The organism is Streptomyces capparidis, from assembly GCF_054782095.1.
This window is the reverse complement of record NZ_BAAGTD010000007.1, coordinates 42,420-69,080: the sequence shown is the minus strand read 5'-3', so window position 1 is coordinate 69,080 and position 26,661 is coordinate 42,420. Positions and strand designations below refer to the sequence as shown.

Sequence of the window (26,661 nt, the reverse complement as noted above, 5' to 3'; positions counted from 1 at the left end):
TCACATGTCCGTAACACGAGGCTACTGGCTGTCGGTCCCCCGGCGTATGCTGACGGACGAATCGGGGGAACAGCCGTATGGGGGGCGGCAGTGTGTTCAAGGCCAACGGCGAAAGCGGCCCCGGCGGCCGCGGGGAGCACCACCCGCCGGACCGGCATCCCTGGCGGGTGCGATTACGCAGGCCCGGCAGCGGGGAACTGCTGGGCTCCGGTGTCCTGCTCGGCGGGCACACGGTCCTGACCTGCGCCCACGCGGTCACGGGCGTGGACACGGTGCAGGTGGAACTGCCCGAGATCGACGGCGAGCCGCCCTGCACCGCCGAGGTCGTCCACGACCGCCTCGTCCCCGAGCACGACGGCGACAAGGGCGACCTCGCCCTGCTCCGGCTGCACCGCCCGCAGCCCGCGGACGTCTCCGCGTCACTGCTGCGCACCGCCCCCTCCCCGGGCACCAAGGTGCACCTGTGGGGGTACCCGAAGTCGGTCGCCGGCGGCACGGGCACCGCCTTCGACGCCACCGTCAGCATGCGGACGGGCGAGCGGGTGCAGCTCAACCCGGCCACCCCCGCCCACGCGGTCCGGCACGGCTTCAGCGGCGGCCCGGTGCTCGACCTGCACCAGCCGGCCAGCGTGCTCGGCATCACCGCCACGGGGTACCACGACGAGCAGGCGGGCGCCCCCCTCGACCTCGTCCACATGATCCCGGTGGACACCGTCGTCAAATACCTCCCCGAGGTGCGGCCGTGGGTCACCGGCCGCCCCGGCGTCGAACCGGGGATGGTCTCCCAGGTCTCGGCGCCGGGCGGCCACCCCGCGTGGGACGCCGGGTACGCCGAGCGGCTCGCCGCCTGGCTGCGGGGCGAGTCCGGCGCCCCCGGCGTCCGCGTCACCGAGGTGGTCCGGGGCTCCGTCCGCGACCTCACCCTCCAGCGCGCCCTCGCCCTGGCCGACCGCGAGATGTCCCGGTACGCCCCCGCGGTGCCCTCCGGCGACCCGCCCGCGACGGTGCCCCCGGTCGGCAGCCTCGACCTGGCGGTGGACGCCCGCGGCGCCACGGCCGACGAGGTGGTGCTGCGGATCGCCGAGCGGCTCAACTTCCAGGAGCCCGACCCGGCGCGGGTGCGGGAGCGGCTGCGGGCGGGCAGGGCGCCGCTCACCGTGGCCGTCCTCGGCATGAACCTGGCCGCCGACCCGCCGGACCTGCTGCGGCTGTGCGGTGAGCTGGCCGACTGCGCCTGCCGCCAACTGCTGGTCTGGTACGGCGAGGGCCACCGGCCGGACGCGGCGGTCGGCGCCGACCTCGAACTGCGGTACCGCATGGGCGACCTGGCCCGCCGGGTGGACGAGCTCACCGCGCGCTCCCGCGCCCTGGCCAGGGACGCGGCGGGGCTCTGCGACGTCACCCCCGCCGTCGGCGCCGTCACCCGGGTCGCCGAAACCCTGGCCTTGTTCGGCCTGGCCCGTCGCGCCGGCGCCGAACTGCCGCAGCGGCGCACCGAGCACGCGCTGACCGCCCTGGGGGAGCGGGCGGAGCAGGCCGGGCAGGGCCTCGACGCGGCCCGCGGCGTCACCGACGAGCGGCGCGCGCGGCGCGAACGGCTCCGCGCCGACCTGGAGTCCAGCCGCTACCTGGCCGTCGTGGACGGCCCCGCGGAGGACACCGAGCTGGAGGTCGAGTACCGGGCGGCCCGCGACCAGCTCTACCACCTGGCGTTCGACGAGGACGCCGCCCGGCTCGCCGTCACCCGGTACACGCAGGCCGTGCGCCGCCGCCGCGGCTGGACGGGGGAGCCATGACCTCCGGTGACGACCGCGCCGCCCCCGGCGCCGCCCCGGGCGCCCCCGGCACCGGCGCCGACCTGCTCGCCCTGCCCGAGCTGCGGCCGCCGGACCCCGGGTCGCTGGTGCTGGCGGAGCCCGCCCCGCCGTCCGACGGCCGGCCCTGCGGCAACTGCCGCGCCGCCGTCGGCCGGCCCTTCGGCGACCTGCCCGCCGTGCCCAAGGGGTACTGCGCCGTGTGCCGCACCCCGTACTCCCTGCTGCCGCAACTGGACTCGGGAGAGCTGCTCGACGGCGGGCGGTACGAGGTGCGCGGCTGCCTGGCCCACGGCGGCCTCGGCTGGATCTACCTGGCGGACGACACCCGGCTGCCCGGCCGCGCGGTGGCGCTCAAGGGCGTGCTCAACCCGCACCAGCCGGACGCCGCGGCCCGCATGCAGGACGAACGGGACCGGATGATCGCCATCAGCCACGAGTCCATCGTCCGCATCCTGGACTACGTCGCCCACGAGCCCGACGACGGCAGGCTCCCGGCCGACTACATCGTCATGGAGTTCGTCGGCGGCAAGTCGCTGCGCGCCATCGTGACGGAGGCCGCGCACGGGCGGCGGCCGCTGGGCGCCGACGAGCCGCTGACGCTGGAGCACGCCGCCCGCTACGGCTGCCAGATCCTCACCGCCCTGTCCGCCCTGCACGAACGCGGCCTGGTCTACTCCGACATGAAGCCCGACAACGTCATCCACCGCGGCACCCGCGTGGTGCTGATCGACCTCGGCGGTGTGCAGCGCCCCGGGGACACCGACGGCCCCTGCGTCACCACCCCCCGGTACCGCGCCCCGGAGACCGGCCCCGGCAAGGGCCCGCCCACGGTCGCGCACGACCTGCACACCGTCGGCGTCACCCTGGCCGACCTGCGGGCCGCCGTGGAGCACCAGCCGCCGGGGCACGGGCTCGGCGTCCAGTCCTTCGACCGGCTCCTCGCCCGCGCGACCGCCACCGACCCGCGGGAGCGCTTCGCGTCGGCCGCGGAGATGGGCGAGCAGCTCGAAGGGGTGCTGCGGGAACTGCTGTCGCTGCGCACGGGCCGCCAGCACACCCGGCCCTCCACCGTGTTCGCGCCCACCTACACCCTGCTCGACTCCGGGCTCGGCGCCGTGCCCGGGCCCGAGCACTGGGACGGCCGCGAGGCCAGGAGCTACCGCGCCGCCCGGATCACCGCCCCGACGCTGTGCGACGGCCGCCCCACCGCCGCCGCGGTCGCCGCCGGGCTGCCCGAGCCGTTCCCGCACCCCGCCGACCCGGCGATCGCCCAGTTGCGGCTGCCCCCGCCGCAGGACCCGCTCGGCGTGGTGCGGCAGCTCGGGCGGTACCTGGACGCCCAGGAGGACGGCATGCGGCCCAGCGTGGAGGTCCGGCTGCGGCTGTGCCGGGCGCACCTGCGCGCCATGGAGGAGCTGCCGCCGCGGGACGCCGAGGGCCGCGCCGGGGAACTGGCCGCCGCCGGGCACTGGCTGGCGGAGGCCGAGCGGGTCCGCGGCACGGCGCCGCCCGCCCCCGGGGCGAGCTGGCGGTTCGACTGGCACCGCGGCCTGGTCGAGCTCGCCCGCGGCGGCACCGCGGCCGCCCTCGCCCGCTTCGACGCCGTCCACCGGGCGCTGCCGGGGGAGTACGCGCCCAAGCTCGCCGTCGCCCAGTGCGCCGAGCGCGCCGGCCGGCCCGAGGAGGCCGAGCGCTTCTACCACGCGGTGTGGCGGCGCAACAACCAGCAGGCCGGAGCCGCCTTCGGACTGGCCCGCGTCCACCTGGCGCGCGGCGGGCGGGAGGAGGCCGCCGAGGTGCTCGACGCCGTGCCGCCCGTGTCCCGGCACTACGACGCCGCCCGCGTCGCCGCGGTCCGGATCCGCGCCGCGCGCCTGGCCACGCCCGACGGCGACCCCGACACGGGGCTGCCCGCCCTGAGCAGCCTCGCCCGCGCCGCCCGCGACCTGCCCGGCCTCGACCTCGACGGCGGGGCGGAGCACGGCGCCGAGCGCGACCGGCTGACGGCGGAGCTGCGCGAGTGGGCCCTGGACCGCGTCCAGCGGACCTGCCGGGACGCGGCGGAACGGGCGGGCCTCGCCGAGCTCGCCGGGCCGCTGTTCGGCGAGGGCCCCACCGAGCACGGCCTGCGCGGGCTGCTCGCCGAGTCCTTCCTGGCCCTGGCCGAGCTGTGCCGCGCCGCCGAGGCCCGGCACGAGCACCTGGTGGACTGCGCCAACGCCGTGCACCCGCGGACCTGGCTGTTCGGCGGGCCCGGCGGCGGACGGCGCGGCGCCGAGCGGCGCGGGCGCGCCCGGCCGGAGCGCGAGCACGGCCCCGGGCCCGCACCCGGCGGGGAGCGCCGGGCGGACGGAAGGAGGCGACGGAGATGAGCGAGCGCGGGACGGCGCGGCACGGCGGCCCGCCCGGCCACGGCGGCCCCCGCCTGACCCTGGCCGTGCACGCCGGGCAGGAGCAGTACGCGCCGGGCAGCGGACCCGACGTCGGCGTCTTCCTCCAGGTCGCGGCCCAGGGGATGAGCGGCGCCGCGGCGGGCCTCGCGCACGCCCACAGCCAGGTCGTCATCATCGACTGCTCCGGCTCCATGGCCCACCCCACCTTCCGCAAGATGGGCGCGGCCCGCGCGGCGGCGGCCGAGGCCATCGGCCGGCTCCCCGACGGCGTCCACTTCGCCCTGATCGAGGGCACCGGCAGCGCCCGCGTCATCCACCCGCGCGGCGACCCGTCAGCCCCGGCCACCGTCGCCGCGTCCCCCGGCACCCGTGAGGCTGGCCGCCGCGCCGCCCTGGCCATGAACGCCTACGGCGGCACCCGCATCTCCGCGTGGCTCGACCTCGCCGACCGGCTGCTCACCGCCCGCCCCGACGCCGCGTTCCGCCACGCCCTGCTGCTCACCGACGGCAGGGACGAGCACGACTCCGCCGCCGAGCTCGACCGGGTCCTCGACCGCTGCGCGGGCCGGTTCACCTGCGACGCCCTCGGCATCGGCACCGACTGGGACGCCGACCAGCTCCGGCGGATCGTCACCCGCCTCGGCGGCCGCGCCGAACACGTCGAACTCGACGGCGACGGCCCCGACGGGGCCAGGCAGCGCCTGTCCGGCGTCTTCCGCCGCGTCGTCGGCGCCGCCACCGCCCGCGCCCTGCCGCGGCTCACCGTCCGGGTGCGGCCCGCGCCGCACGTGCACGTCACCCTGTTCCGGCAGCACCACCCGGCGCTGGACGACCTCACCGCCACCGCCGAGCACGACGGCGGCACCCACGCCTACCCCACCGGCGCGTGGGGCGACGGCGAGCGCTGGTACGAGCTGCGGCTGCGGCCCGACACCGGATACCCCGCCCCCGGCCCCGGGAGCTCCCCGCCGATCGCCGAGGTGTGGCTGGAGGCGGACACCGGGGACGTGGAGCTGCCGCCCCCGCGGCGGATCACCGTCCACTGGACCGACACCTCCCCGCCGCCCACCGACCTCGGCGGCCCCTCCGAGCACTGGCACCGCTACACCGAACTCGACCGGGCCGCCCAGGACGGCTCCCGGGCCCTGCGCGAGGGCGAACTCGACGAAGCGGTGCGGCACCTGGGCCGCGCCGTGCGCCTGGCCCACCTCCTGCACGACGAGGAGCACCTCGCCCGCCTGGCGAGGCTGGTCGTCGTGGAGGACCCCGCCGAGGGCCGGGTCAGGGTGCGCTCCGCGCCCGAGCCCCAGCACATCGAGTCGGTGCTCCTCGCCAGCAACCACACCCATCCGCCCGTGCGGGAGCACACCGGCACCTCCGGCGCCACCGGGCCGGTCACCTGCGGCGCCTGCGCGAAGCGGGTGCGGCCCGGCCGCTTCTGCGAGCGCTGCGGCCACCTCCTCGCGGAGGCGCGGTGAGAACGGTGAAGAGCACCCGGCGCATGCTGAAGCGGAGGCTGTACCTCCTGGTGCTGCTCACCCTGCTCACCGCCGCCCTGCTGTCCCTGGCCCACGACGACACGCACCGCCGCCCCGCCATGGTCAGGGAGGCCACCGGGCCCGCCGTCCGGGAGATCGCCGTCGCGCGCAACGCCCTGCTCGGCGCGCACCGCGCCGCGCGCGACGGCATCAGCTCTCCGGCGGTGGACGTGGTGGGCGCCGGCGAGGAGTACCGCACCCAGATCGCGGTCGCCACCCGCAGCCTGTCCCGCACCGCCGACCGGCAGGTCGCGGGCAGCTCCGGCGAGCGCGCCCTGGCCACCGTCAACGCGCTGCTCACCAGCTACGACTACGCCGTGGACACGGCGGTGCGCCACGCCACACCCGAACCCGGCCGGGAGGGGGAGGCCGAGTGCGGGCAGGGCGAGCGGCGGCGGCCCCGGTGCGCGCTCGCCGAGGCGTGGTTCGGGAGCGCCGAGGCGACCCTCAAGCGCGACGGCACCGGGATCCTCTCCCGCCTCGGCGACCTCCAGGACGACCAGCTCGACGAACTGCGCCGGCAGACGGCGTTCACCGACCTCCGCTGGGCGATGTGGTGCGTGGCCGGGACGGCGCTGCTGCTGCTGACCGCCGCCCTGGCGCTGACCCAGTGGCAGCTCGGCCGGCGCTTCCCGCAGCGCCTCAACCCGTGGCTGCTGCTGGCCTCCGCGCTGGTGCTGGCCTCAGCGGCGCCGCTCACGATGACCTGGCAGACCCAGCAGGACCTGGAGGACGCCAGGACGCGTCTGGAGGCGCTGGTGGACCGGCAGCCGGACGTGCACGTGGAGCTGTCGGCGCCGCCGGACGCCGCCACGGACGGGAAGGTGAAGGCATGGCAGGCGGACACCGAGCGCAGCGCGCGCGTCGTCCGGGGGGAGATGGACGCGGCGAGCGGACGCCGATGGCTGTGGCTGGTCGCGATCCTGCCCGGCGGCGCCGTCGCGGCGCTGGCCGTGCCGGCCGGGCTGCACCGGCACCGCGCCCTGTACCGGCCCCGCTCGTGAGGGCCGCCCGCCCGGCGCGGCTGTGCCTGGCCGCCCTGCTGGTGGCCCTCGCGGCGCTCACCGGCGGCTGCGGCGAACCCCGCGAGCGGGTCACGCTGATCGGCCCGTGGACCGGCGGGGAGGAGAAGGCGTTCCGCGAACTGCTGGAGCCCTTCGAGCGGCGGCACGGAATCGACGTCGACTACCAGGGCACCACCGCCACCCGCGAGGTGCTGCTGGCCGGTGTGGAGGCGAGCGACCCGCCGCACGTGGCGGTGCTGTCCGGCACGGGCGACCTGGCCGACTTCGCCCGCCGGGGCAAGCTGAGGGCGCTGCGGGCCGACGCCTTCGACCGGTCCGCGTACCCCGACCCGTGGCAGGCCCGCCCCCGCGGTGACGCCAAGCGCTACTGGGTCCCGGTCAAGGCCGACCTGAAGAGCATCGTGTGGTACCGGACCGACCGCGGCGGCGACCCCGCCGACCCGCCCCGCGACGTGAGGCGCTGGTGCCTGGGCATGGGCACGGACTCCACCATCGGCTGGCCCGCCACCGACTGGATCGAGGACGTCCTGCTCCAGCGCTCCGGCCGGGACGTCTACGACCGGTGGGCCACCGGGCGGCTGCCCTGGACCGACGAGGCGGTGGTGGACGCCTGGGAGAAGCTGGGCGAGTTCATGTCCGGCGGCGACGGCACCGAGGGGCCCGACTCCCTCGTCCGGGACGCCCGCGGCGAGGAGGGCGGCAGCGGACTGCTGTTCTCCGAGCGCTCCCCGTGCGACCTGGAGCACCAGGGCAGCTTCGCCCGCGGCTGGTACGGGGACAGGGCCCGCGACGCCGACTTCCGGCCGTCCCCGGAGCTGCTGCCCGACCGGATGCTGCGGGACGCCGCGGGGAAGGGCCCGGACCGGCAGGTGGCGGCCGACTACGCCGCCGTCTTCCGGGACGACGCCGCCGCCCACGACCTGCTGGAGTTCCTGGTGGAGACCGGCACCCAGCGCGCCTGGGCCACCGACGCCGCTCCCGCCGGTTTCTCCGCGAACAGGGAGGTCATCGCGGCCGACTACCGGGACGACCCGGTCGGCGCCCGCGTGGTGGAGGAGCTGCGGCGGTCGGAGCGGCTGTGCCTGGACGCCTCCGACGTGATGCCGCCCACCGTGCGCCGCGCCTTCCACGAGAAGGCGCTGGAGTTCCTCGCCGACCCCGGTCAGGACCCCCGTCCCCTGCTCGGCAGGATCCAGCAGGCCCAGCAGGAGGAGCTGCCGCCCAACACGCTGTGGCTGGAGCACGCCTGCGGCTGACGGGGCGCCCGCGGCCGGCGGCCCCCGTTCCCCCTCCCGCGCGGCGACCCGTCAGGCGACCTCCTCCGGGGTCTCCGCCACCGCCCGCTCCGCCTCGCTCAGCGGCGGCTCCAGCAGCGGAGGGCGGTTCGGGCCCAGCACCGTCACCGCCACCGCCCGCGGCGCGAGCAGCCGGGCCGAGGGCACCGAGAGCGACAGCGTGTCCAGCATCGCCCGCATCGCCGCGTGACGGCAGGTCGCGGTGACCGACATCCGGTCGGTGTACCGCTGGAGCAGCCGGGTGAAGCCGTTCGGCGGGCGCCCCTCCGCGCCCGGGTAGCGCATGTCCTGCGTCGTCGCCATCGCCCAGGCGTCGTTCACGGCCCGGCCGACCCTCCGCTGCACCCGCCGCGCCCGCGCCGGGTCCAGCCCGCCCCGCCCGGCCAGCCCGTCCCGCAGCGCGGCCGCGTGCAGCGCGGCGGCCGCCATCCCGTGCCCGTACACCGGGTTGTAGGCGGCCACGGCGTCCCCGACCACCACGAACCCGGCGGGCCAGCGCGACAGCCGCTCGAAGAACAGCCGCCGGTTGCCGGTGCTGCGGGTCAGCCGCACCTCGCCGAGCGGCTCCGCCCGCGCCAGCAGGTCCGCCACCACCGGGTGCCGGGCGCTCCTGGCGAAGTCCTCGAACTGCCCCGGGTCGTCCGTGGGGTGGGCGCCGCGGGTGCCCGCCACGGTGACGATCCACCGCCCGTCCTCGATCGGCACCAGCACCGCGCCCCGCCCCGGCCGGTCCGGCTCCGGGAACGCCTGCACGTTCACCACGGGGAAGCCCTCCGTCCCCGGCGGTGCCCGGAAGACCCGGGTCGCGTACACCAGCCCCGAGTCCACCGTCTCCTCGGCCGCCTCCGGCAGCCCCAGACCGGCCAGCCACGCCCGCGCCCGCGACCCCCGCCCGGTGGCGTCCACGACCACGTCGGCCTCGAGCAGGGACGTTTCTCCGGATTCCGGGTCCCGCACCACGGCCCCCGTCACCCTCCCCGCGTCCCCCCGCAGCCCCTCCGCCTCGACGCCCTCCAGCACCTCGACCCCGGGTATGCGCCGCACCTGGTCCCGCACCACCCACTCCAGCAGGTCCCGGCTGCACGCCATCAGGAACTGCGCCTCGGGCCCCTGACGGCTCCACCACCCGTGCGGCGACAGCGCCACCAGCTCCCCCGGCAGACTGATCCGCCGCGCCCCCGCCGCCAGCCACCGCTGCGTCGTCCCCGGCAGCAGTTGCTCGACGACCCGCGCACCCCCCGACCACAACATGTGCACATGCCGCGCCTGCGGCACCCCCCGCCGCCCCTCCGCCCCCTCGGGCAGCCGGTCCCGCTCCACCACCGTCACCCGGTCCGCCGACCGCGCGAGCACCGACGCGGCCAGCATCCCCGCGAGACTTCCACCCAAGACGACCGCGTGCGAACGTACCGACGACATGACGGGCTCCCGAACCGACGACCTCCACGAACCCACCCCATGATCCGCGCCACCCCCTAGAGCCTGACTCCACCCGGGAAACAGGGCAGGGCCCCTGTCCGGTAACAACCCCTCCACCGGGGAGCACGCTGCCGCCCGCATCCCCTCTCCCGGGAACAACCGCCCCTTGGGCCTGCGCCCTTCTCCTCGTGCGCCCTTCATCAAACGATGAAATCCTGCCGAAGGCGGCTACCCTGCGTGTGGCACGCATCACGTCACGTGTACGCGGAATTGGTCCGCTCCGGTCACTGAATGCACCGATTCGCCGCCGTGGACCACCCCCTCCGGTTCCCCCTAGGTTCTTGCGAGTTCTTTGCGCGATCTTCACGTCCTGCTCTGGGGAGGAGCTGGGGGGATGTTTCGTCGTGCGCGCATACGCGCTCTGGGCGGCGCTGCCGCCTGCGGGCTGGGTCTGGCACTGATCGCCGGACCGCTGCCCGGCACAGCTCAGGAAGCCACCGCGGCGGCCACCACGCCGCACCGCACCACCGCGGCCGAACCGGACAACCCGGAAGGGCGACCGTCCGCCGAGGCCAGGGCCTTCGAGGAGGCAAGAAGCACGGGCCGACGGGTGGAGATCCTCCACCTGCGCGGTGAGACCGGCGAGGTCTTCGCCACGCCCGAGGGCGACTTGGAGGCGATCGAGCATCTGCGGCCGATCCGGACCCGGGTGGGCGGTGCCTGGAAACCCGTCGACACCACCCTGGTACGGCACGAGGACGGCACCGTGACCCCGCGTGCGGCCACCGTCGGCCTGGAGTTCTCCGGCGGCGGGGGCGAGCCGCTGGTGCGGCTGGAGCGCGCGGGGCGGAGCCTGGCCCTGTCCTGGCCCGGGTCGCTGCCCGCGCCCCGCCTGGAGGGTGACACGGCCACCTACCCCGAGGTCGTCCCCGACGTGGACCTGCGCGTGCGCGCCCAGGCCGACGGCTTCCAGCACCTGCTCGTCGTCAAGTCGGCCCAGGCGGCGGCGAGCGAGGAACTGTCCGAGCTGCGCCTGGGACTCGGTACCGAGGCCGTGACGGTGCGCGAGACCGCCGCCGGAGGGGTGGAGGCGCTGGACGGCGGCTCCGGCGGCGTCGTCTTCGAGGCCCCGACCCCGATGATGTGGGACTCCGGCCCCGGGGACGGGACCGTCCGAGCACGCCGCACCGCGACCACCGCCGGCGAGGAGCCCAGACCGGGCGAGACCGGGAAGCTGGCGCCCTTGAAGGTGGAGGTGCCTCCAGGCGGCGGCGAACTGCTCCTCACCCCGGACCGTGACGTTCTGACCGGGCCGGACACCGTGTACCCGGTGTACATCGACCCCCAGTGGTACACGCCGAAGACCACCGCGTGGACGATGGCGTCGAAGTACTGGGAGAACTCGCCCCAGTGGAAGTTCAACGGTGAGAGGGACGCCGGGCTCGGGTACTGCAACTGGGCCTACTGCAAGCCGCACGACACCAAGCGCCTGTTCTACCGGATCCCCACCGCCAAGTTCGCGGGAAAAACGATTCTCAACGCGGAGTTCGTGGTGCGTGAGACCCACGCGGCCTCCTGCGAACCGCGGAAGGTCCAGTTGTGGCGGACCAAGGACATCTCCTCCTCCACCACCTGGAACTCCCAGCTCGCCGCCGGCTTCTGGATCGACCACCTGACGACGGGCAACTTCGCCCACGGCCACGACGGATGCGAGGCCGATGACGCGGAGTTCGACATCCTCGGCACGGTGCAGCAGGCCGCGGCCAAGTCCTGGCCGTCGATCACCTTCGGGCTCCGGGCCGAGGACGAGAACGACCCCTACGGCTGGAAGCGCTTCTCCGACGACGCCTTCCTGCGGGTGCGCTACAACCGCCCGCCCACCCAGGTCAAGACCTCCCAACTGACCATGGATCCCGGCGGGACGTGCAAGAAGCCGTCCACCCCGGCCAGGATCCGCTCCCTGCCGCGGCTGCGCGCCAACAATGTCGGCGACCCGGACGGGGACAGGGTGGCGGTGCAGTTCCGGGCGTCCTGGAACGGCACGGACGGCAAGCGCGTCCACTGGACCTGGCCCACGACCGGCGACATCGGCGCGCACTTCAAGGCGTCCGGGTCCGACCACGACCTGACCCTGCCCTCCTCCACCCCGAGGAACAAGGCGGCGGACTGGTACGTGCGGGTGTGGGACGGCGGCAACTGGTCGCCGTGGAGCTTCAAGAACGCCTATAGCTGCACCTTCCTGATCGACACCAGCGTGCCCGCGGGCCCCGCGATCGCCTCCGACCAGTACCCGGCCTCCGACCCGAATGATCCGCAGGACCCCTGGCTCGACGGCGTCGGCCGCTACGGCACCTTCACCCTCACCTCGCCCACCAGCGACGTGGTCGCCTACCGCTACGGCGTCAACGGCGACCCGAAGCCGGGGAACTCGGTGTCCACGACCTCCGGCGCGGCACGAACCATCCGCGTCCTGCCCGAGAAGGCCGGGATCAACTTCGTCACCGCGCAGGCCCTCGACTCGGCGGGCAACGCCAGCGAGGTCCGCACCCACGTCTTCCGTGTCCGCTCCGGACAACCCGCCCGCGCCGTCTGGCAGTTCGACGAGTCCGCGGGCGCCGTCCGGGCGGAGGGCACGTCCCCGCCGCGCCGGGCGACCCTGCACGGCGGTGCCGCCACCGGAGCCGAGGGCGCCGTCGGCACCGCCCTGTCCCTCGACGGCGTGGACGATCACGCGAGCACCGACATCGCCGCGATCGACACCGCCATGAGCTTCTCGGTCTCGGCGTGGGCCCGGCTGTCGAAGGCCCCCGGCGGCTCCGCGGTCGTCGTCGCCCAGTCCGGCGACGCGGTGCCCGGCTTCGAGCTCCACTACTCCAAGGAACACGACCGCTGGGCCTTCACCCGCCACTCCTCGGACCGGGCGGGCGCCACCCCCGTGCGCGCCATGCAGGCCGGCCCCGGCGGCGCCAAGGCGGGGGAGTGGGCCCACCTGGTGGGCACCTACGACAGCGCGGCCAGCCAGATGCGGCTGTACGTCAACGGAGCCCTGGCGGGCAGGACCGCCTTCATCGCTCCCTGGGACGCCCGCCGCGGCCTGCACATCGGAGCGAGCGCCGGTGGCGCGAACCCCGGTTCGTTCTTCCCCGGCCTGATCGACGAGGTGCAGGTCTTCGACCGGCCGGTGACCGAGGCCGAGGTGCGGCAACTCCACGCCAAGCAGCGCATCGAGGGCCCGGGACGCCCGGCCCGCGCCGTCTTCCCGCTCGACACCGAGGACGACCCCGGCCACGTCACCGGGCACAGCGGCGTCCTGCCCGCCGTCCTCCACGGCGGCGCGGAATCCGGCGCCACCGGCGTGGACGCCCGGGCCCTGCACCTGGACGGCACCGACGACCGCGCCGTCGTCGCCGCCCCCCACATCGACACCTCCCGCAGCTTCGCCGTGTCGGTGTGGGCCAGGCTGCCGAGAACCAAACCCGGCCACACCGCGGTGATCCTCACCCAGACCGGAACCCACAAGAGCGGCATCGAGCTCTACTACTCCACCGCCTACGACCGCTGGATCCTCAACCAGCACAGCGCGGACACCCCGGAGGCCGGCTCCGTCCGCGCCATCCAGACCAAGGGCGCCGTCCCCCAAGGCGGCGAATGGGCGCACCTGGCAGGCGTGCACGACACCGTGGCGAACACACTCACCCTGTACGTCAATGGAGTGGAAGCCGGTACCGCCACGCTCGGCAACGCCTGGACCGCCACCGGCCCGCTCCAGATCGGCGCCGGCTCCTACAACGGCGCTCCCGGCAACTTCTTCCCCGGCGACCTCGACGACCTGCGGCTGTTCGACCGCCCCTTGGCCGAGGGCGAGGTGCGGCAACTGTTCCGCCAGCGGCCGCTGGTCAAGGGGCGGTGGGCGTTCGAGACGGAGACGGGCCGGGTGACTCCGGACGCGTCGGCCGCGGGCCGGGGGATGACGCTGAGCGGCGACGCCGCCGTCGGCGCCGAGCAGCCCAGGGTGGACCGCGGCGCGCTGCTGCTGAAGAGCGGCACCGGCCAAGGCAGCGTGGCCCCGGCTCCGGTGGACAGCGGCGCGAGCTTCACCGTCACCGCATGGGCCAGGGCGGCCGCCGAGCCGACCCGTCCGGCCACCGTCATCAGCCAGGAAGGCACCCACCAGAACGGGTACACCCTCCGCTACTCGCCCGACGCGGGGGGCTCGTGGCAGCTCGCCATGCCCGGCGAGGACGCCGCCGAAGCGGAGACGGCCACGGTCGGCAACCAGTTGTTCGCGAGCGCCACCGCGTGGAACCACCTCGCCGTGGTCTACGACGGGTTCAGCGACGAGCTGAGCCTTTACGTCAACGGTGAGCTGCAAAGCCCCCACTGCACCGACGGCGAGTCCGGTGACACCTCGTGCGTCGGCAGCACGTCATGGGCCTCCGACGTCTTGGCGTTCAATGCCACGAAAGCTCTCAACGTCGGGTGCGCCAAGTCCGCCGGCAGGTGCGGCGAGCACTGGTCCGGAGAGATCGACGACCTGTGGGCGTTCCAAGGAGCGCTGAACGAGGCCCAGATCCAGTACCTGGCCGAGGGCTGGAACGACATCTCCACCACCGTGCCCGACGGCGGCTGACCCGCCCCCGTGCGCCCGCGGGCCGAAGCCCGGCCCGCGGGCGCACGGATCACGACCACCGATGCCGAAACGTCCGCACCGCACCTTCACGACCCGGGGGCCGCCGGTGCGCCAGCGAGGGATGACACAGATGAACGGCAAGACAAAGGCGCGCGCCCGGGCCCGGCTGCGGCGCGGGCTCGCGGTGGCCGTGCCGGTGGCTCTGGCCGCGACCCTGCTCCAGGACCCGGGCGCCCCCGCGGTCGCGGACACCCGCACCCGCGAGGCGGACACCGTCGCGGTGGAGAAGCCGGTACCGGGCCACCCGGTGAAGGTGCGCCCTCGCGCCGTGGACCCGGCGCCCAGGACCCCGGTCCGGCCACCGAGAGCCGCCTGGCCACGGGCGGGCACCGCGACCGTCGGCCTGTCACCCAACGCCCGTACGGTCTCCGGCGACTGGTCCACGGCGGCCGACATCCCCGTCACGGTCACCGTGCCGCCGCCGGGCAGGGCCGCGGGCTCCGCTCCTCCCGCCCGGGCCGAGGTCCGCCTGCTGGACCGCGCCGCGTCCGACCGCGCCGGTGTCGACGGTCCGCTGTTCGGCATCACCCCGCACCGGGGGACCACGGAACGCGGCGGCACACCGGTCCGTGCCACCGTCACCGTGGACTACTCCGGCTTCGCCGAGGCGTTCGGCGGCTCCTATGCCTCCCGGCTGCGCCTGCTCGAACTGCCCGCCTGCGCCGCCACCACACCCGCAGGACCCGAGTGCCGCCGCGCCATCCCCCTCACCACGGACAACGACACCGAGACCCAGAGCCTCACCACCCGCGCCGCCACGCTCCGCCCCGGAGCGACCACCCTGCTGGCCGTCGCCGCGGCGCCCTCCAGCGAGAACGGCGACTACAAGGCCACCTCCCTGTCCCCGTCCGCAACGTGGAGCACCAACCTCAACACCGGTGACTTCAGTTGGTCCTACGACATGGACGTCCCCGACGTCCCCGGCGGGCTGGCCCCGAAGGTCACCCTCGGATACTCTTCCGGGGCCGTCGACGGCCGCACCGGCGGGACCAACAACCAGTCCTCCTGGGCCGGTGACGGCTTCGACCTGTGGCCCGGCTACATCGAACGCCGCTACAAGCCCTGCGCCGACGACGACGTCACCAACGCGGACGGCAACAAGCCCGGCGACCTGTGCTGGGGCTACGACAACGCCGTCATCAGCTTCAACGGCAAGGCGGGCGAGCTCGTCCCCGCGGGCGAGAACCGGTGGAAGCTGCGGCAGGACGACGGCACCAGGATCGTCAGACTCGCCGACAGCGCCCGCGGCAACGGCGACAACAACAACGAGTACTGGAAGGTCACCACCCCGGACGGCACCGAGTACCACTTCGGCTACCACAAGCCGACGGGCTGGGCGACCGGCAAGGAGACCACGGACTCCACCTGGACGGTGCCGGTGTTCGGCGACGACGCCGGCGACGAGTGCCACACCGCCGCGTTCGCGGACTCCTGGTGCCAGCAGGCGTGGCGCTGGAACCTCGACTACGTCGTGGACCCGCACGGCAACGCCGTCGTCTACTACTACGACAAGGAGGCCAACTCCTACGGCCGCAACCTCCAGGCGAAGGACGACACCCCCTACACCCGCGGCGGCCACCTCGACCGCATCGAGTACGGCCTGAAGTCCACCGATGTCTACGCCGGCAAGGCCCTGGCCAAGGTGGACTTCGACTCCGTCGAGCGCTGCCTGCCCGAGACCGGCGTGACCTGCGCCCCCGACACGATCGACGCCAAGGCGTACTACTGGTACGACACGCCCTGGGACCTGAACTGCACGGCCGGCACCGACTGCGACAAGGGCCGGCTGTCCCCGACGTTCTGGACCCGCAAACGGCTGACCGGCGCCACCACCCAGACGCTCAAGAGCGACGGCACCTACGCCCCCGTCGACTCCTGGAAGCTGGGGCACCGCTGGGGCACATCCGACGTCGACCGCCAGCTCATCCTCACCTCCGTCCAGCGCACCGGCCACACCGCGACCCCCACCGTCACCCTCCCGAAGGTGACGCTCGGCTACGCGCAGCGGGCCAACCGCCTCGACAGGACCGGCGACGGCAAGGCCCCGTTCATCAAGGAGCGCCTGGCCACCGTCTCCGACGAGTCCGGCGGCCAGCTCGACATCGAGTACTCGGCCCCGGCGTGCGCCTGGGACTCCCTGCCCACCCCGCAGACGAACACCACCCGCTGCTTCCCGCAGTTCATCGACGGCGACAGCACCAGCGGTCCCGTGCAGCACTGGTTCAACAAGTACGTGGTGGACGTCGTCAAGGCCACCGACAGGACCGGCGGATCGCCCACCCAGCACACCAGGTACGACTACCTGGACGGAGCCGCCTGGCACTTCGACGACGACGACGGCATGACCAAGGAGAAGTTCAAAACCTGGTCGACCTGGCGCGGCTACGGCCACGTCCGTGTGCGCACCGGCAGCTCCACCGAGCTGAAGACGCAGACGGACCACTACTTCCTGCGCGGCATGCACGGCGACAGGAAGGGCCCGAAGAAGGAGGACGGCACCAAGGACGTGCAGGTCACCCTGCGCGCGGGCGAGGGCGACCCGCTCACCGACCACGAGTCCGCCGCCGGCTTCACCTACCGAGTCGAGCAGTACGACAGGCCCGGCGGCACCATTCTCGGCAAGACGATCGACCGCCCCTGGCACCACGAGACCGCCAAGCGCACCCGCGACTGGGGCACGATCACCGCGAACCTGATGGGCACCGCGGACAGACTCTCCTTCACCTCGTTGGACGGCGGCGCGGGCGAGAAGTGGCGGACCACCCGGACGCACACCACGTTCGACACCGTGGCGGGCCGCGCGCTCACCGTCGACGACCGGGGCGGCACCGGCACCACCGCGGACGACCTGTGCACCCGCACCACCTACGCCGACAACACCACCAAGAACATCCTCGACGCGCCCGCCCGCGTGGAGACCGTCGCCACCTCCTGCGACGACACCAGTGTGGACCGCGCCGAGCAGGTCGTCTCGGACGTCCGCACGGCCTACGACAACGGCGCGTACGGGGCCGCGCCCACCAAGGGCGACCCCACCGCCGTCGCCACCCTGAAGAAGCACACCGGCACCGAGGCCACCTACCTCGAGACCGGGTCCACCTTCGACGCCTACGGCCGCGCCCTGACCGCCACCGACATCACCGCCGCCGTCGTCTTCGACCTCGCGGGCAAGCAGCTCTCCCGCACCCCGCGCACCGACGCCCGCACCACCACCACCGCCTACAGCCCGGCCGCGGGACTGCCGACACAGGTGACCGTCACCAGCCCCAAGGCCACCGCCACGGCGGCACCGCAGACCACCACGACCACCCTCGACACCAGGCGCGGGCTGCCGCTGACCACGGTGGACACCAACAGCAAGCGCACCGAGTTCGGCTACGACGCGCTCGGCCGCACCACCAAGGTCTGGCTGCCCGACCGCAGGTCCGCCCTGCCCGCCAGCTTCCAATACGCCTACACCGTCACCGAAGGGAAGATCGTCTCCGTCGCCACCAAGTACCTCGGCAAGGACGGCAACTACCTCACGTCCCACGCCCTCTACGACGGATTCCTGCGCTCCCGCCAGACCCAGGCCCCCGGGCCCGACGGAGGCAGGCTGCTGGCGGACACCTTCTACGACGCGCGCGGCCTGGTCGCCAAGACGTTCGCCACCTACTACGGACTGAACGTCACGCCGGGAGAGCTGTTCGGCGTGGACGCCGAGTCCATGGTCGAGTCGCGCAGCGAGCACACGTACGACGGTCTCGGCCGCGAGACCCTGAGCCGCCAGGTCACCGGCGAGGGAGAGGGCCACCAGGTCCTGGCCACCACCCGCACCATCCACGGCGGCGACCGCGTCACGGCCATCCCCCCCGTGGGCGGAACGGCCACCACCACCGAGACCGACGCCCGCGGCCGCACCACGAAGCTGCACCAGCACCACACCCGCGCCGCCGACGCACCGGCCGACACCACCCGCTACGAGTACACCCCGGCCGGACAACTCGCCAAGCTCACCGACCCGGTGGGCAACACCTGGACCTGGACCTACGACCAACTGGGCCGTCAGGAACTCGCCGAGGACCCGGACAAGGGTCCGACGAAGACCGTCCACGACGACCGCGGCCTGCTCGTCTCCAGCGAGGACGCCGAGGGCAACGTCCTCCACCACACCTACGACGGCCTCGGCCGCAAGACCGAGACCCGCAGCGGCGGTGCCACCGGGCCGCTGCTGGCCTCCTGGACCTACGACACCGTCAGCGGTGCCGTCGGCCAGCTCGCCTCCAGCACCCGCCACGTGGGCGACACCCGGTACGTCACCAGGGTCGACGAGTACGACAGCCTGTACCGAGCCACCCTCGGCACCGTCGTCGTCCCGCAGGAGGAGGGCGCACTCGCCGGCAGCTACCAGACCCGCACCGGCTACCACTCCTACGGCGCGGTGTCGGGCATCAGCCTCCCCAAGGCGGGTTCGCTGCCCGGCGGCGGCGTCGTCTACGGCTACGACGACATCCTCCGCCCCGTCACGATCACCGGCATCCCCGGCGCCAAGGTCGCCGTCGACAGCTACAGCCTCACCGGCAAGCCCCTGCTGACGAGCTTCACCAACACCACCACCGGCGCCTTCGCCCAGGTCAAGAACGAGTACGAGCGCGGCACCCAGCGGCTGCGCCTCACCCGCGTGGACCGCCTGGACATCGCCGGCGTGGACAAGCACGCCACCTACACCTACGACGAGATCGGCAACGTCCGGGCCGTCTCCGACGTCTCCCGCTCCGGCACGGAGACACAGTGCTTCACCTACGACCACCTGCGCCGCACCACCGAGGAGTGGACCCAGCCCACCGAGACCTGCGCGGCCACCCCGACCGGTGCGGCCGTCGGCGGCCTCGCCCCGTACTGGCACTCGTACACGTACGACAAGACCGGCAACCGCGTCACCGAGACCCGGCACGACCCGTCGGGCGACACGCTGCGCACCTACACCTACCCGCCCGCCGGCGCCCCCCAGCCGCACACCCTGACCTCGGTCACCACCGAGGGCCCAACCGGGGAGGCCGTCGACACCTACACCTACTTCAAGAACGGCAACACCAAGACCCGCACCCGCGGCGGCGACACCCAGACCCTCACCTGGAATCCCGAGGGCCACCTGGCCTCCGTCACCGAACCCACCGAGGACGGCGGCACCAAGACCACCTCCTACCTCTACGACGCGGCCGGCAACCGCCTGATCGGCCGCACCGACACCGAGACCACCCTCTACCTCGGCAGCACCGAGATCACTCTCGCCAAGGGCTCCACCACTCCCAAGGCCACCCGATACATCGACGCGGGCGGCGGCAACGTCCTCGTCCAGAAGGACGACGGCACCGTCACCTTCACCCTCGGCGATCACCACGGCACGGGCGAACTCGCCATCAGTGCCGCCGACCTGTCCCTGCAACAGCGCCGCACGACCCCCTTCGGCGCACCCCGCGGCCCCCAGCCCGCCACCTGGCCCGGAACGCGAGGCTTCGTCGGCGGCACCACCGACACCACCACCGGCCTCACCCACCTCGGCGCCCGTGAGTACGACCCGACGACGGGCCGGTTCATCAGCGTCGACCCCCTCCTCGAACCGAACCGCCCCCAGACCCTCAACGGCTACACCTACGCCAACAACAGCCCCGCCACCTTCAGCGACCCCACGGGCGAGGCCTACCCCGAGTGCATGGGCGGCGGCTGGATCTGCCGGAACGGCACCGAGCCGGTGCAGAAGGACAAGAACTACGACCACATCGTGCAGCGTGACCGGGAGGCGAGCGCGGCCTACCGGGGAATCACCCAGCGCATCGAACGGAACGGCGCCGCCCTGGCGGAGTTCGAACGCTGCCACCCCCTGTGCTCGCCCGAGGTGCGGGAGCGGGTCAAGCAGATGGGAGTGGAGCGGTATCCCACCATCACTCCGCCCACCACCGGCGAGACGATATTCGACGGCTTGGCCGAGCTCACTGGGCTGGGCCCCGCACACGACTGCTACGACGAGCGGGCGAGGTGCGGCGAAGCCGCCCTGGCTGTCGTGCCCTGGAAGTTGGGCAAGGCAGGGCAACTGGTCAAGCGCCCCGCCAGCCGGGCGTTGGGCAAGGCGAAATCCTGGCTCGGCATCGGCAGGAAGAGCTGTGACAGCTTCCTGCCCGACGCGCAGGTGCTCATGGCGGACGGGACGCGGAAGAAGATCGGCGACATCAAGGTCGGCGACAAAGTCCTCGCCACCGACCCGGAGACCGGAAGGACGAAGCCCCGGGAAGTCGTCGCCACCATCATCACCGAGGACGACAAGCAGTTCGCCGACATCACCGTCCGCAAGAACGGCCGCACCTCCTCCATCGTGGCCACCACCCACCACCCGTTCTGGACCGAGACCACCGACACATGGCTCGACGCCGGCGACCTCGAGCCGGGCATGCTCCTGCGCACCCCCGACGGCACGACCGCCGAGGTCCAGGACGTACGCCTGCACACCGAAACCCAGAGCACCCGCAACCTCACGGTCGAGGAACTGCACACGTACTATGTGCTGGCGGGGGCCACACCAGTCCTGGTCCACAATTCGAATTGCGCGCCAGGGACACTGCCGGGAACGCGGTTCGACGTCCCTGAGCAGCCTGGTATCTACACCATTCACCTGAATGACGGAACGAAGTACGTAGGAAGCTCTACCTCAAGCATCAGAGAGCGAGTGAACAAGTCGATGCGGTCCAAGCATGCGGTCCGCAAGGCCGGATATACGGCCGACGACGTGGTGAATGTCACCTACTTCACTCTGCCTAGCGGTACGAGTAAAACAGCGATTCGCCGTATGGAGCAGACGATGATGGAAGGGGTAAAGGCGAGGGGTGGGACTCTCTTGAACCGAAGAGATCCAGAGATCGAAGTTCCATTCGGCGGATACCTGCCGTAAGTCTCGACTGGAGTTTGTGATGGGAACCTGGGGATCAGGCCCGTTCGACAGCGACACTGCTGAGGACTTCCTCGATGAGCTGGAAGAACAGCCCGCGCCGCAGCGTCTGGCAGTCGTCGAGCGCACGTTCCGTGTCGCCATTGAGGCGGGCGGAAGTTCGACCTCCTCTGTGCTGCCTGAGGAAGTGATGGCTGCTGCTGCTGTGGTTGCGGCCAATGTTCCAGCCGGACGTTCATTGGCTTGGAACGAGGAATACCCGAGCATCACGGAATGGCTGGCGAAGCCGATTGCGCCCTCCCTTGCCTCGTCTGCGATGCAGGCGCTGGAAGTGGCATTGCCCGCAGACGGCTGGTTCTGGAGGAGTTGGGTCGACGCTGGCGAGAAAGAAGAGGCTCAGGCTGCGATCAGCAGTTTGAGGTCTGTATTGCGCCCCGTCAGCGAAGGCGGATCTCGGTAGTCCTCTGGTCTTTATCGCTCCCGAGAATCACTACGTGAGAGGAGCCCCACCAAAGCGTGAATCGGTGGGGCTCCTCAGCGGTTTGACGACAACGCTGACGGCAACGTCAGCGGACGACAGCTGCGACGGGTGGGGTATCTGGGCCGTCGTCGTTCTGGCCGAGGGCGTGGCCCAAGGTGTCGATGGCTTGGCGCTGGAGACGGAGTCGGACGTGGGCGTAGACGCCGGCCGTTACGCCGATGTGGGCGTGCCCCAGAAGTTCCTTGATCACGACGAGGTCGACGCCTTGTTCCAGGAGCAGGGTGGCCGTCGAGTGGCGCAGGTCGTGGAAGCGGATACGGCGGAGCCCGGCCCGGTCGAGGAGTCGGCCGAAGCGCCGGGTCATGTTGGCCGGGTCGATCGGTCCGCCGGTCGGCGTGGTGAAGACGAGCCCGCTGTCTTTCCAGCCCACCCCGGCTACCTTGCGTTCTGCTTCCTGACGTTCCCGTTGGCCCTTCAGCGAGTGAACACACTCGGTCGGTAGGGCGATGCGGCGTTCGGATGCGCGGGTCTTGGTGGGCAGGGCAGTCAGGCCGCCGCTCTGGGTTCGTTGGAGTGAGCGGCGGATGCTTGCGGTGCCGCCGTCAAGATCGAGGTCTTCCCAGTGCAGCCCGAGGAGCTCACCCTTGCGGAGGCCCGTGCGCAGGGCGAGTTCGTACAGCGCGTGGAGCCGGTCGCTGCTGGTGGTGTGGAGGAACTGCCGGGCTTCGGCGGCTGTGAGGGGCTTGAAGCGCCGGGGGCGGGGCGCTGCGGTCTTGATGTTCCGGGCGACGTTGCGGGGCAGTTCGTCTTCGCGGACGGCGTGCTCTAGGGCGGACTTGAGGACCGAGTGGACGTAGGCCACGGTCAGCGGTGACAGGCGCTTGTCGCAGCACTGGCCGATGGCGCAGCACTGCCGCCGGGCCGTGTCCCTTCCCTGGGTGCAGCACTGGCAGGCGACGCGGAGGCGGTCGAGGAAGGTGCGGACGTCGCGGGCGGTGAGCCGGGCGAGCTTCTTGGCCCCGAGGCCGGGGATGAGGTGGAGGCGGACGCAGGCGGCGTAGCGGGTGTGGGTGTTCTCTCGCACCTGGTGGACGGCGACGCCGTTCAGCCAGTACGTCAGGTACGTGCTGACGGTGCTGTCAGCCGCCGCGACGGGCAGGCCAAGGTTGCTGGCGGCGATCTTCTCGGTGAGCTTGGCGAGGGCTTCTTTGCGGGTGGTGCCGTAGACGCGGATGCGCTTGCGCGTGTTGCCGGGGGCGAGGACGTATCCGGCAGCCTCCCAGCGGCCGTCCTTGCGCTGGTAGACGGTTCCGTCGCCGTTGGCACGGGAGCGGGTGCGGCGGGATGCGGCGGGGCGCGGAGAGGTCATCAGGCGGCGGCTTCCTGTTCGAGCCGGGCACGAATGAAGTCGGTGAGGGCGTGGGTGGGGATGCGGCGGGCGCGGCCGAGGGTGATCGAGGCGAGCTGGCCGGTGCGGAGCAGGTCGTAGACGGCGGAGCGGCCGAGCTGGAGGCGGGCCATGACCTGGGGCACCGTGAGCAGATCCAGCGCCGATGCAACCTCCGTGTGGAGGACGGTGGTCGGGGGCGAGGCCATCAGCAGCCCCCTTCGGCCGGGAACTGCCGTGCCAGTTCCCGGCGGTGCCAGACATGGGCGGCGAGGAGCGCACCGCCGGGGCTGTAGCCCGAGCCGAGGTAGTCCCACTGGCCGACGACCAGTGTGGTGGCCGGGTCGGGCTCGGGCAGGCCGGCGTGGGCGCGGGCCTGTTCGGTGCGCCAGGTACGGCGGGCGGCGCGCAGCGCGCAGCGCGCCCAGGGTGGTCGAGTAGGAGCGGGACTTGGTGGAGAAGTGACCCCGGAAGCCGAGCATGTGCGCCCACTTCCAGAGCTTGAGATCGGCGAACTCCGGGAGGCGGCCCAGTTCCCAGCAGGTGCGGATCATCTGCCGGACGTGCCGGGCGACGGCGAGCCGGGGCAGGGGCCGGGCCTGCCCGGTGCCGTCACAGGCGGTGCAGGGGAGCGGGGTTCCGTGGGGCAGGAGGGTGGCGCCGCGTCCCTGGCAGGGGCGGCAGAACAGGGCTCGGTCGAGGGTGCCGGAGGCATCGGCGGACTTGGTGACGTACTTCGCCACGTAGGCGGCCACGGCCTGGTCGCTGAATTCGGCGTCGGTACCGAAAGCGGCGATTTCGCGCACGTCGGGCTGCTGGCCCCAGCCGAGTTCACGTTCCCCGACGGCGTCGGAGACGACAGAGATGCGGACGCGCGGCGCGGCGGCCCTGATGGCGTCGGAGAGCACGGCGACGGTGGCGTACGAGGGCGGGGGGAGGGCACTGCCGTCCGGGCCGTCGAGCCGGATGACGGCGTGGAAGTGGACCAGGCCGCGCTTCTGGTACTCGGCGACCTTGGCGAAGGAGACCCGCAGCACGGCGCGGGCCGCCCTCTGGGTCATACCGAGCCGGACGGCGATCTCCCGGCGCAGGTAGGTGGTGAAGCGCGCCCACAGCGCGGAGGCGTGGGCGTTGATGGTGAGTGCTGGCGAAGCGAAGCCTGTCGGCGTTGACGCCCAGGCGCACCATATAATTCCCTGTGGATGCAGGAAGGTCGCGCAGGCGTGGAACGTTCTGAAGAAGCACGGAATCGACATCGCTTCGGCTGAGAACGGAGTGTGGATGAGTCATCAGGGTCACCGGGGCACGTTCGTGCACTCTACTATTCCTACATAAACACGGAAGTAATGGCCGCTGACGTACGCGGGGGGAAGCGGGCAGTGCTCGACTTCATGTCCCAGCTCAAAACGGAACTTGCAGTCGTTGATCAGTACGCCAGATGGGAGAGGCACGGAAGGTAATGACGGCCTATCTCGTGGAGCTCGATGTTGATGAGTTCGGCTGCCTGGACGGAGGCGAGTCCATCTTTCCTGTGGCTGCTAACGATCACGACTGGAATACGCCGTACCCTGCCGTGAGTCGAATGGCCGAGTTTGTGTGGGAACCAGGTGAGGCTCATGTCAAGCCTGATTTCTTCTGGTATCCGCAGATGTTGGACTGGGTTTGTGGCGAGCGCGCATATCGGGTCCTTGTGGACTGTGCCGACTCGGACCTCAACACCATTGCTTCAGGCGTGCTTGACGGTGCCCCGGTCCACGTCGTACAGGCGCCGAATGTGCTGGACGTCGTGGTCAAGGAAGCCTCGGTCATCGACACGTACGAAACGTACGAGGCTCTGCGTTTTCCTGCTTTCCGTCGGGACAGGGAGACGGAGCTCGCCTCGCGCGTCTTCCGTGTTCCGGGCGGAATCACGATGGTGTTCATGGGCGAGCGTGTCAAACAAGCCCTGGACGAGGTCGGGGTCAAGGGGCTGCGCTACGTGGAGGTGGACTGGGCGGAACCCTGTCTCTGACTGGTTTGCGGGCTCCGTCTGATCGAACTGAGTGGGGTCAAGAGCGGAGATGGCGCCTCGTGAGGAGAGAAAGACCTCCTGCCGGGCGATGCCGACAGCGGCTGTCGCTGTGTGACGGTTCGGCCGACCTCTGAGCCACCCTTGACTGCGGCTCCGAGGCGCCCTAGATGCCAGCCCATGGATGATTCTCGGGCTGTCGAGGGCGTGAAGTCACTCGCGTGATGGGACGGCTCGCGTCCGTGGTTCTGTGGTCCGCTGGGACGGCTCACTCACGAGGTGACGCTCGCCCGCCTGACGGCACAAAGACCGTCGGCTGACCACTGCCGCGGCGGCCCGGTCGATGCCGACACATGGACGTGGCCGCCGAGGGAATCCGTCACGGTTCCCGTAGGGCGAACCCAGTGCGATCGAAGGGAACCCGCCCCCTCACCGCTGCCCCAGACTCGAATCCCGTACCACCAGCTCCGGCTGGAGCAGCACATTCTGGTGCCGGTGGCGGGAGGCCTGTTCGCCGGTTTCCTCCAGGAGGAGTTCCGCGGCCAGGCGGCCCATCGTCATGGCGGGCTGGCGGACGGAGGTGAGGGGGACGGCCGCGGCGGCGGCGAACTCGATGTCGTCGTAGCCGACCAGGGCGATGTCCCGGGGGACGTGCACCCCGGCGGCGAACAGGGACTGGAGCACCCCGAGGGCCAGCAGGTCGTTGGCGCAGAAGACGGCGGTGACGGCGGGGGACAGGCCCAGCAGGCGGGAGCCCGCGTCGCGGCCCGCGGCGACGTCGAGGCGTTCGGTGGGGAGCTCGACGAGGGCGTCGGGCGGCAGTCCGGCCTCGGCCAGGGCCCGCAGGGCGCCCTCGCGGCGGTCGCGGACCTGCTGGAGGTGGCCGGGGCCGCTGACGTAGGCGATGCTGCGGTGGCCCGCGCTCACCAGGTGGCGCGCGGCCAGCGCCCCGCCCGCGATGTCGTCCACGGCGACCGAGCAGCCCCGCTGGGCGTCCTCCGCCCGGTCGACCAGCACGAACGGTATGTCGCGGCGGCGGAACTCGGCGAGGTTGCGGCCGGTGGTGTCGGCGGGCGTGACCAGCACCCCGCGCACCCGCTGCTCCGCGAACAGCGCCAGGTACTCGGCCTCCTCCGACGGGTCCTGCCCGCTGTTGCAGACCATGACCCCGAGCCCGGCCTCCCGAGCGGCCCGCTCGGCGCCACGGGCCACGTCCACGAAGAACGGGTTGCCCATGTCCAGCACGAGCAGCGCCATGATCCGGCTGCGCCCGGCCCGCAGTTGCCGGGCGGACTCGCTGCGGACGTAGCCCAGGCGCTCGATGGCGCTCTGCACCCGGGCCCTGGTCTGCGGCGACACCATGTCGGGATGGTTGATCACGTTGGACACCGTGCCGACGGACACGCCCGCGTGCCGTGCCACGTCCTTGATGCCCACCATGCGTCCCATGAGCTCCGCTCCGCCGCCGCCGCGTTCGAGGAGAACGGTGGTCACGCGCGCCACCGTTCGTGATCGTTCATCGTAAGGCGCGGGGAGCGCGCCCGGGTGCATCCGGGGGACGGAGGGGAGGGAGGGGCGCGGGGGGAGGGGCCGGGCGGGGGAGCTCGCGGCGCCCCGGGGGGAGTGAAATGTTTCAAAGACGGTCGCCCGGCTGGTCGCGGGGCCCGCCGCGCCGACGAGTCACGGCCG

At 72.7% G+C, this 26,661-nt stretch carries 14 protein-coding genes and 1 pseudogene; 10 read left to right on the top strand and 5 right to left on the bottom strand.

The annotated features are described in order from the left end of the window. Positions 1 to 77 precede the first annotated feature (77 nt). From ACYVO2_RS08345 to ACYVO2_RS08325, 5 genes are read left to right on the top strand one after another with little or no spacing between them, the layout of a single operon-like run. Positions 78 to 1,796 (top strand): S1 family peptidase, encoded by a 1,719-nt coding sequence (locus ACYVO2_RS08345; RefSeq protein WP_461006980.1) that lies wholly within the window; start codon positions 78 to 80, stop codon positions 1,794 to 1,796. Further along, positions 1,793 to 4,189, top strand: a complete 2,397-nt coding sequence (locus ACYVO2_RS08340) for a serine/threonine-protein kinase (RefSeq protein ID WP_461006979.1) — start codon at positions 1,793 to 1,795, stop codon at positions 4,187 to 4,189. The genes ACYVO2_RS08345 and ACYVO2_RS08340 overlap by 4 nt, the downstream gene beginning before the upstream one ends. Further along, on the top strand, positions 4,186 to 5,688 hold the full coding sequence (locus ACYVO2_RS08335) for a vWA domain-containing protein (RefSeq protein WP_461006978.1): 1,503 nt from the start codon (positions 4,186 to 4,188) through the stop codon (positions 5,686 to 5,688). The genes ACYVO2_RS08340 and ACYVO2_RS08335 overlap by 4 nt, the downstream gene beginning before the upstream one ends. A gap of 23 nt (positions 5,689 to 5,711) precedes the next feature. Then, positions 5,712 to 6,752, top strand: coding sequence for a hypothetical protein (locus tag ACYVO2_RS08330; protein ID WP_461006977.1), 1,041 nt, complete (start codon positions 5,712 to 5,714; stop codon positions 6,750 to 6,752). Further along, positions 6,749 to 8,029: an ABC transporter substrate-binding protein gene (locus tag ACYVO2_RS08325; RefSeq protein ID WP_461006976.1), complete on the top strand. Its 1,281-nt coding sequence runs from the start codon at positions 6,749 to 6,751 to the stop codon at positions 8,027 to 8,029. The genes ACYVO2_RS08330 and ACYVO2_RS08325 overlap by 4 nt, the downstream gene beginning before the upstream one ends. 51 nt (positions 8,030 to 8,080) lie before the next feature. On the opposite strand, the gene ACYVO2_RS08320 is transcribed toward ACYVO2_RS08325, so the two are convergent. Then, positions 8,081 to 9,487, bottom strand: a complete 1,407-nt coding sequence (locus ACYVO2_RS08320; protein ID WP_461006975.1) for an FAD-dependent monooxygenase — start codon at positions 9,485 to 9,487, stop codon at positions 8,081 to 8,083. 394 nt (positions 9,488 to 9,881) lie between these two features. Between ACYVO2_RS08320 and ACYVO2_RS08315 the strand changes: the two genes are divergently transcribed. The 3 genes from ACYVO2_RS08315 to ACYVO2_RS08305 all read left to right on the top strand — a co-directional run bounded on the left by ACYVO2_RS08315 (position 9,882) and on the right by ACYVO2_RS08305 (position 21,556). Then, positions 9,882 to 14,117 (top strand): LamG-like jellyroll fold domain-containing protein, encoded by a 4,236-nt coding sequence (locus tag ACYVO2_RS08315; protein WP_461006974.1) that lies wholly within the window; start codon positions 9,882 to 9,884, stop codon positions 14,115 to 14,117. A 130-nt stretch (positions 14,118 to 14,247) separates the two neighbouring features. Continuing rightward, complete coding sequence (locus ACYVO2_RS08310) at positions 14,248 to 21,099, top strand: polymorphic toxin-type HINT domain-containing protein (protein ID WP_461006973.1); 6,852 nt, start codon at positions 14,248 to 14,250, stop codon at positions 21,097 to 21,099. Between the two features lie 19 nt (positions 21,100 to 21,118). Next, positions 21,119 to 21,556 (top strand): DUF4259 domain-containing protein, encoded by a 438-nt coding sequence (locus tag ACYVO2_RS08305; RefSeq protein WP_461006972.1) that lies wholly within the window; start codon positions 21,119 to 21,121, stop codon positions 21,554 to 21,556. 106 nt (positions 21,557 to 21,662) lie between these two features. Here the strand turns inward: ACYVO2_RS08305 and ACYVO2_RS08300 are convergent, their stop codons facing one another. The 3 genes and pseudogenes from ACYVO2_RS08300 to ACYVO2_RS08290 all read right to left on the bottom strand — a co-directional run. Beyond that, a complete protein-coding gene (locus ACYVO2_RS08300) occupies positions 21,663 to 22,946 on the bottom strand; it encodes a tyrosine-type recombinase/integrase (RefSeq protein WP_461006971.1) in 1,284 nt (427 codons plus the stop codon). After that, positions 22,946 to 23,173: a helix-turn-helix domain-containing protein gene (locus ACYVO2_RS08295; protein ID WP_461006970.1), complete on the bottom strand. Its 228-nt coding sequence runs from the start codon at positions 23,171 to 23,173 to the stop codon at positions 22,946 to 22,948. Before ACYVO2_RS08295 ends, ACYVO2_RS08300 begins: the two co-directional genes overlap by 1 nt. After that, positions 23,173 to 24,109 (bottom strand): annotated as a pseudogene (locus tag ACYVO2_RS08290) (replication initiator); the annotation flags it as partial. The gene ACYVO2_RS08295 and the pseudogene ACYVO2_RS08290, both read right to left, overlap by 1 nt. Between ACYVO2_RS08290 and ACYVO2_RS08285 the strand changes: the two are divergent. Then, positions 24,099 to 24,299 (top strand): AHH domain-containing protein, encoded by a 201-nt coding sequence (locus tag ACYVO2_RS08285; RefSeq protein ID WP_461006969.1) that lies wholly within the window; start codon positions 24,099 to 24,101, stop codon positions 24,297 to 24,299. The pseudogene ACYVO2_RS08290 and the gene ACYVO2_RS08285 overlap by 11 nt on opposite strands. Before the next feature lie 124 nt (positions 24,300 to 24,423). Continuing rightward, positions 24,424 to 24,975 carry a hypothetical protein gene (locus ACYVO2_RS08280; protein WP_461006968.1) on the top strand — a complete coding sequence of 184 codons (552 nt, stop codon included), beginning with the start codon at positions 24,424 to 24,426 and terminating at the stop codon, positions 24,973 to 24,975. Between the two features lie 426 nt (positions 24,976 to 25,401). Here ACYVO2_RS08280 and ACYVO2_RS08275 read toward each other — a convergent pair whose 3' ends face one another. Beyond that, a complete protein-coding gene (locus ACYVO2_RS08275; protein WP_461007087.1) occupies positions 25,402 to 26,421 on the bottom strand; it encodes a LacI family DNA-binding transcriptional regulator in 1,020 nt (339 codons plus the stop codon). Between the last annotated feature and the right edge of the window lie 240 nt (positions 26,422 to 26,661).

Excerpts from the sequence above, each read along its gene's own strand:
- ACYVO2_RS08285 (WP_461006969.1), top strand. The coding sequence starts at position 24,099 with ATGGTGAGTGCTGGCGAAGCGAAGCCTGTCGGCGTTGACGCCCAGGCG.
- ACYVO2_RS08320 (WP_461006975.1), bottom strand. The coding sequence starts at position 9,487 with ATGTCGTCGGTACGTTCGCACGCGGTCGTCTTGGGTGGAAGTCTCGCG.
- ACYVO2_RS08280 (WP_461006968.1), top strand. The coding sequence starts at position 24,424 with ATGACGGCCTATCTCGTGGAGCTCGATGTTGATGAGTTCGGCTGCCTG.
- ACYVO2_RS08330 (WP_461006977.1), top strand. The coding sequence starts at position 5,712 with ATGCTGAAGCGGAGGCTGTACCTCCTGGTGCTGCTCACCCTGCTCACC.
- ACYVO2_RS08315 (WP_461006974.1), top strand. The coding sequence starts at position 9,882 with ATGTTTCGTCGTGCGCGCATACGCGCTCTGGGCGGCGCTGCCGCCTGC.
- ACYVO2_RS08305 (WP_461006972.1), top strand. The coding sequence starts at position 21,119 with ATGGGAACCTGGGGATCAGGCCCGTTCGACAGCGACACTGCTGAGGAC.
- ACYVO2_RS08345 (WP_461006980.1), top strand. The coding sequence starts at position 78 with ATGGGGGGCGGCAGTGTGTTCAAGGCCAACGGCGAAAGCGGCCCCGGC.
- ACYVO2_RS08340 (WP_461006979.1), top strand. The coding sequence starts at position 1,793 with ATGACCTCCGGTGACGACCGCGCCGCCCCCGGCGCCGCCCCGGGCGCC.
- ACYVO2_RS08335 (WP_461006978.1), top strand. The coding sequence starts at position 4,186 with ATGAGCGAGCGCGGGACGGCGCGGCACGGCGGCCCGCCCGGCCACGGC.
- ACYVO2_RS08300 (WP_461006971.1), bottom strand. The coding sequence starts at position 22,946 with ATGACCTCTCCGCGCCCCGCCGCATCCCGCCGCACCCGCTCCCGTGCC.
- ACYVO2_RS08310 (WP_461006973.1), top strand. The coding sequence starts at position 14,248 with ATGAACGGCAAGACAAAGGCGCGCGCCCGGGCCCGGCTGCGGCGCGGG.
- ACYVO2_RS08295 (WP_461006970.1), bottom strand. The coding sequence starts at position 23,173 with ATGGCCTCGCCCCCGACCACCGTCCTCCACACGGAGGTTGCATCGGCG.
- ACYVO2_RS08275 (WP_461007087.1), bottom strand. The coding sequence starts at position 26,421 with ATGGGACGCATGGTGGGCATCAAGGACGTGGCACGGCACGCGGGCGTG.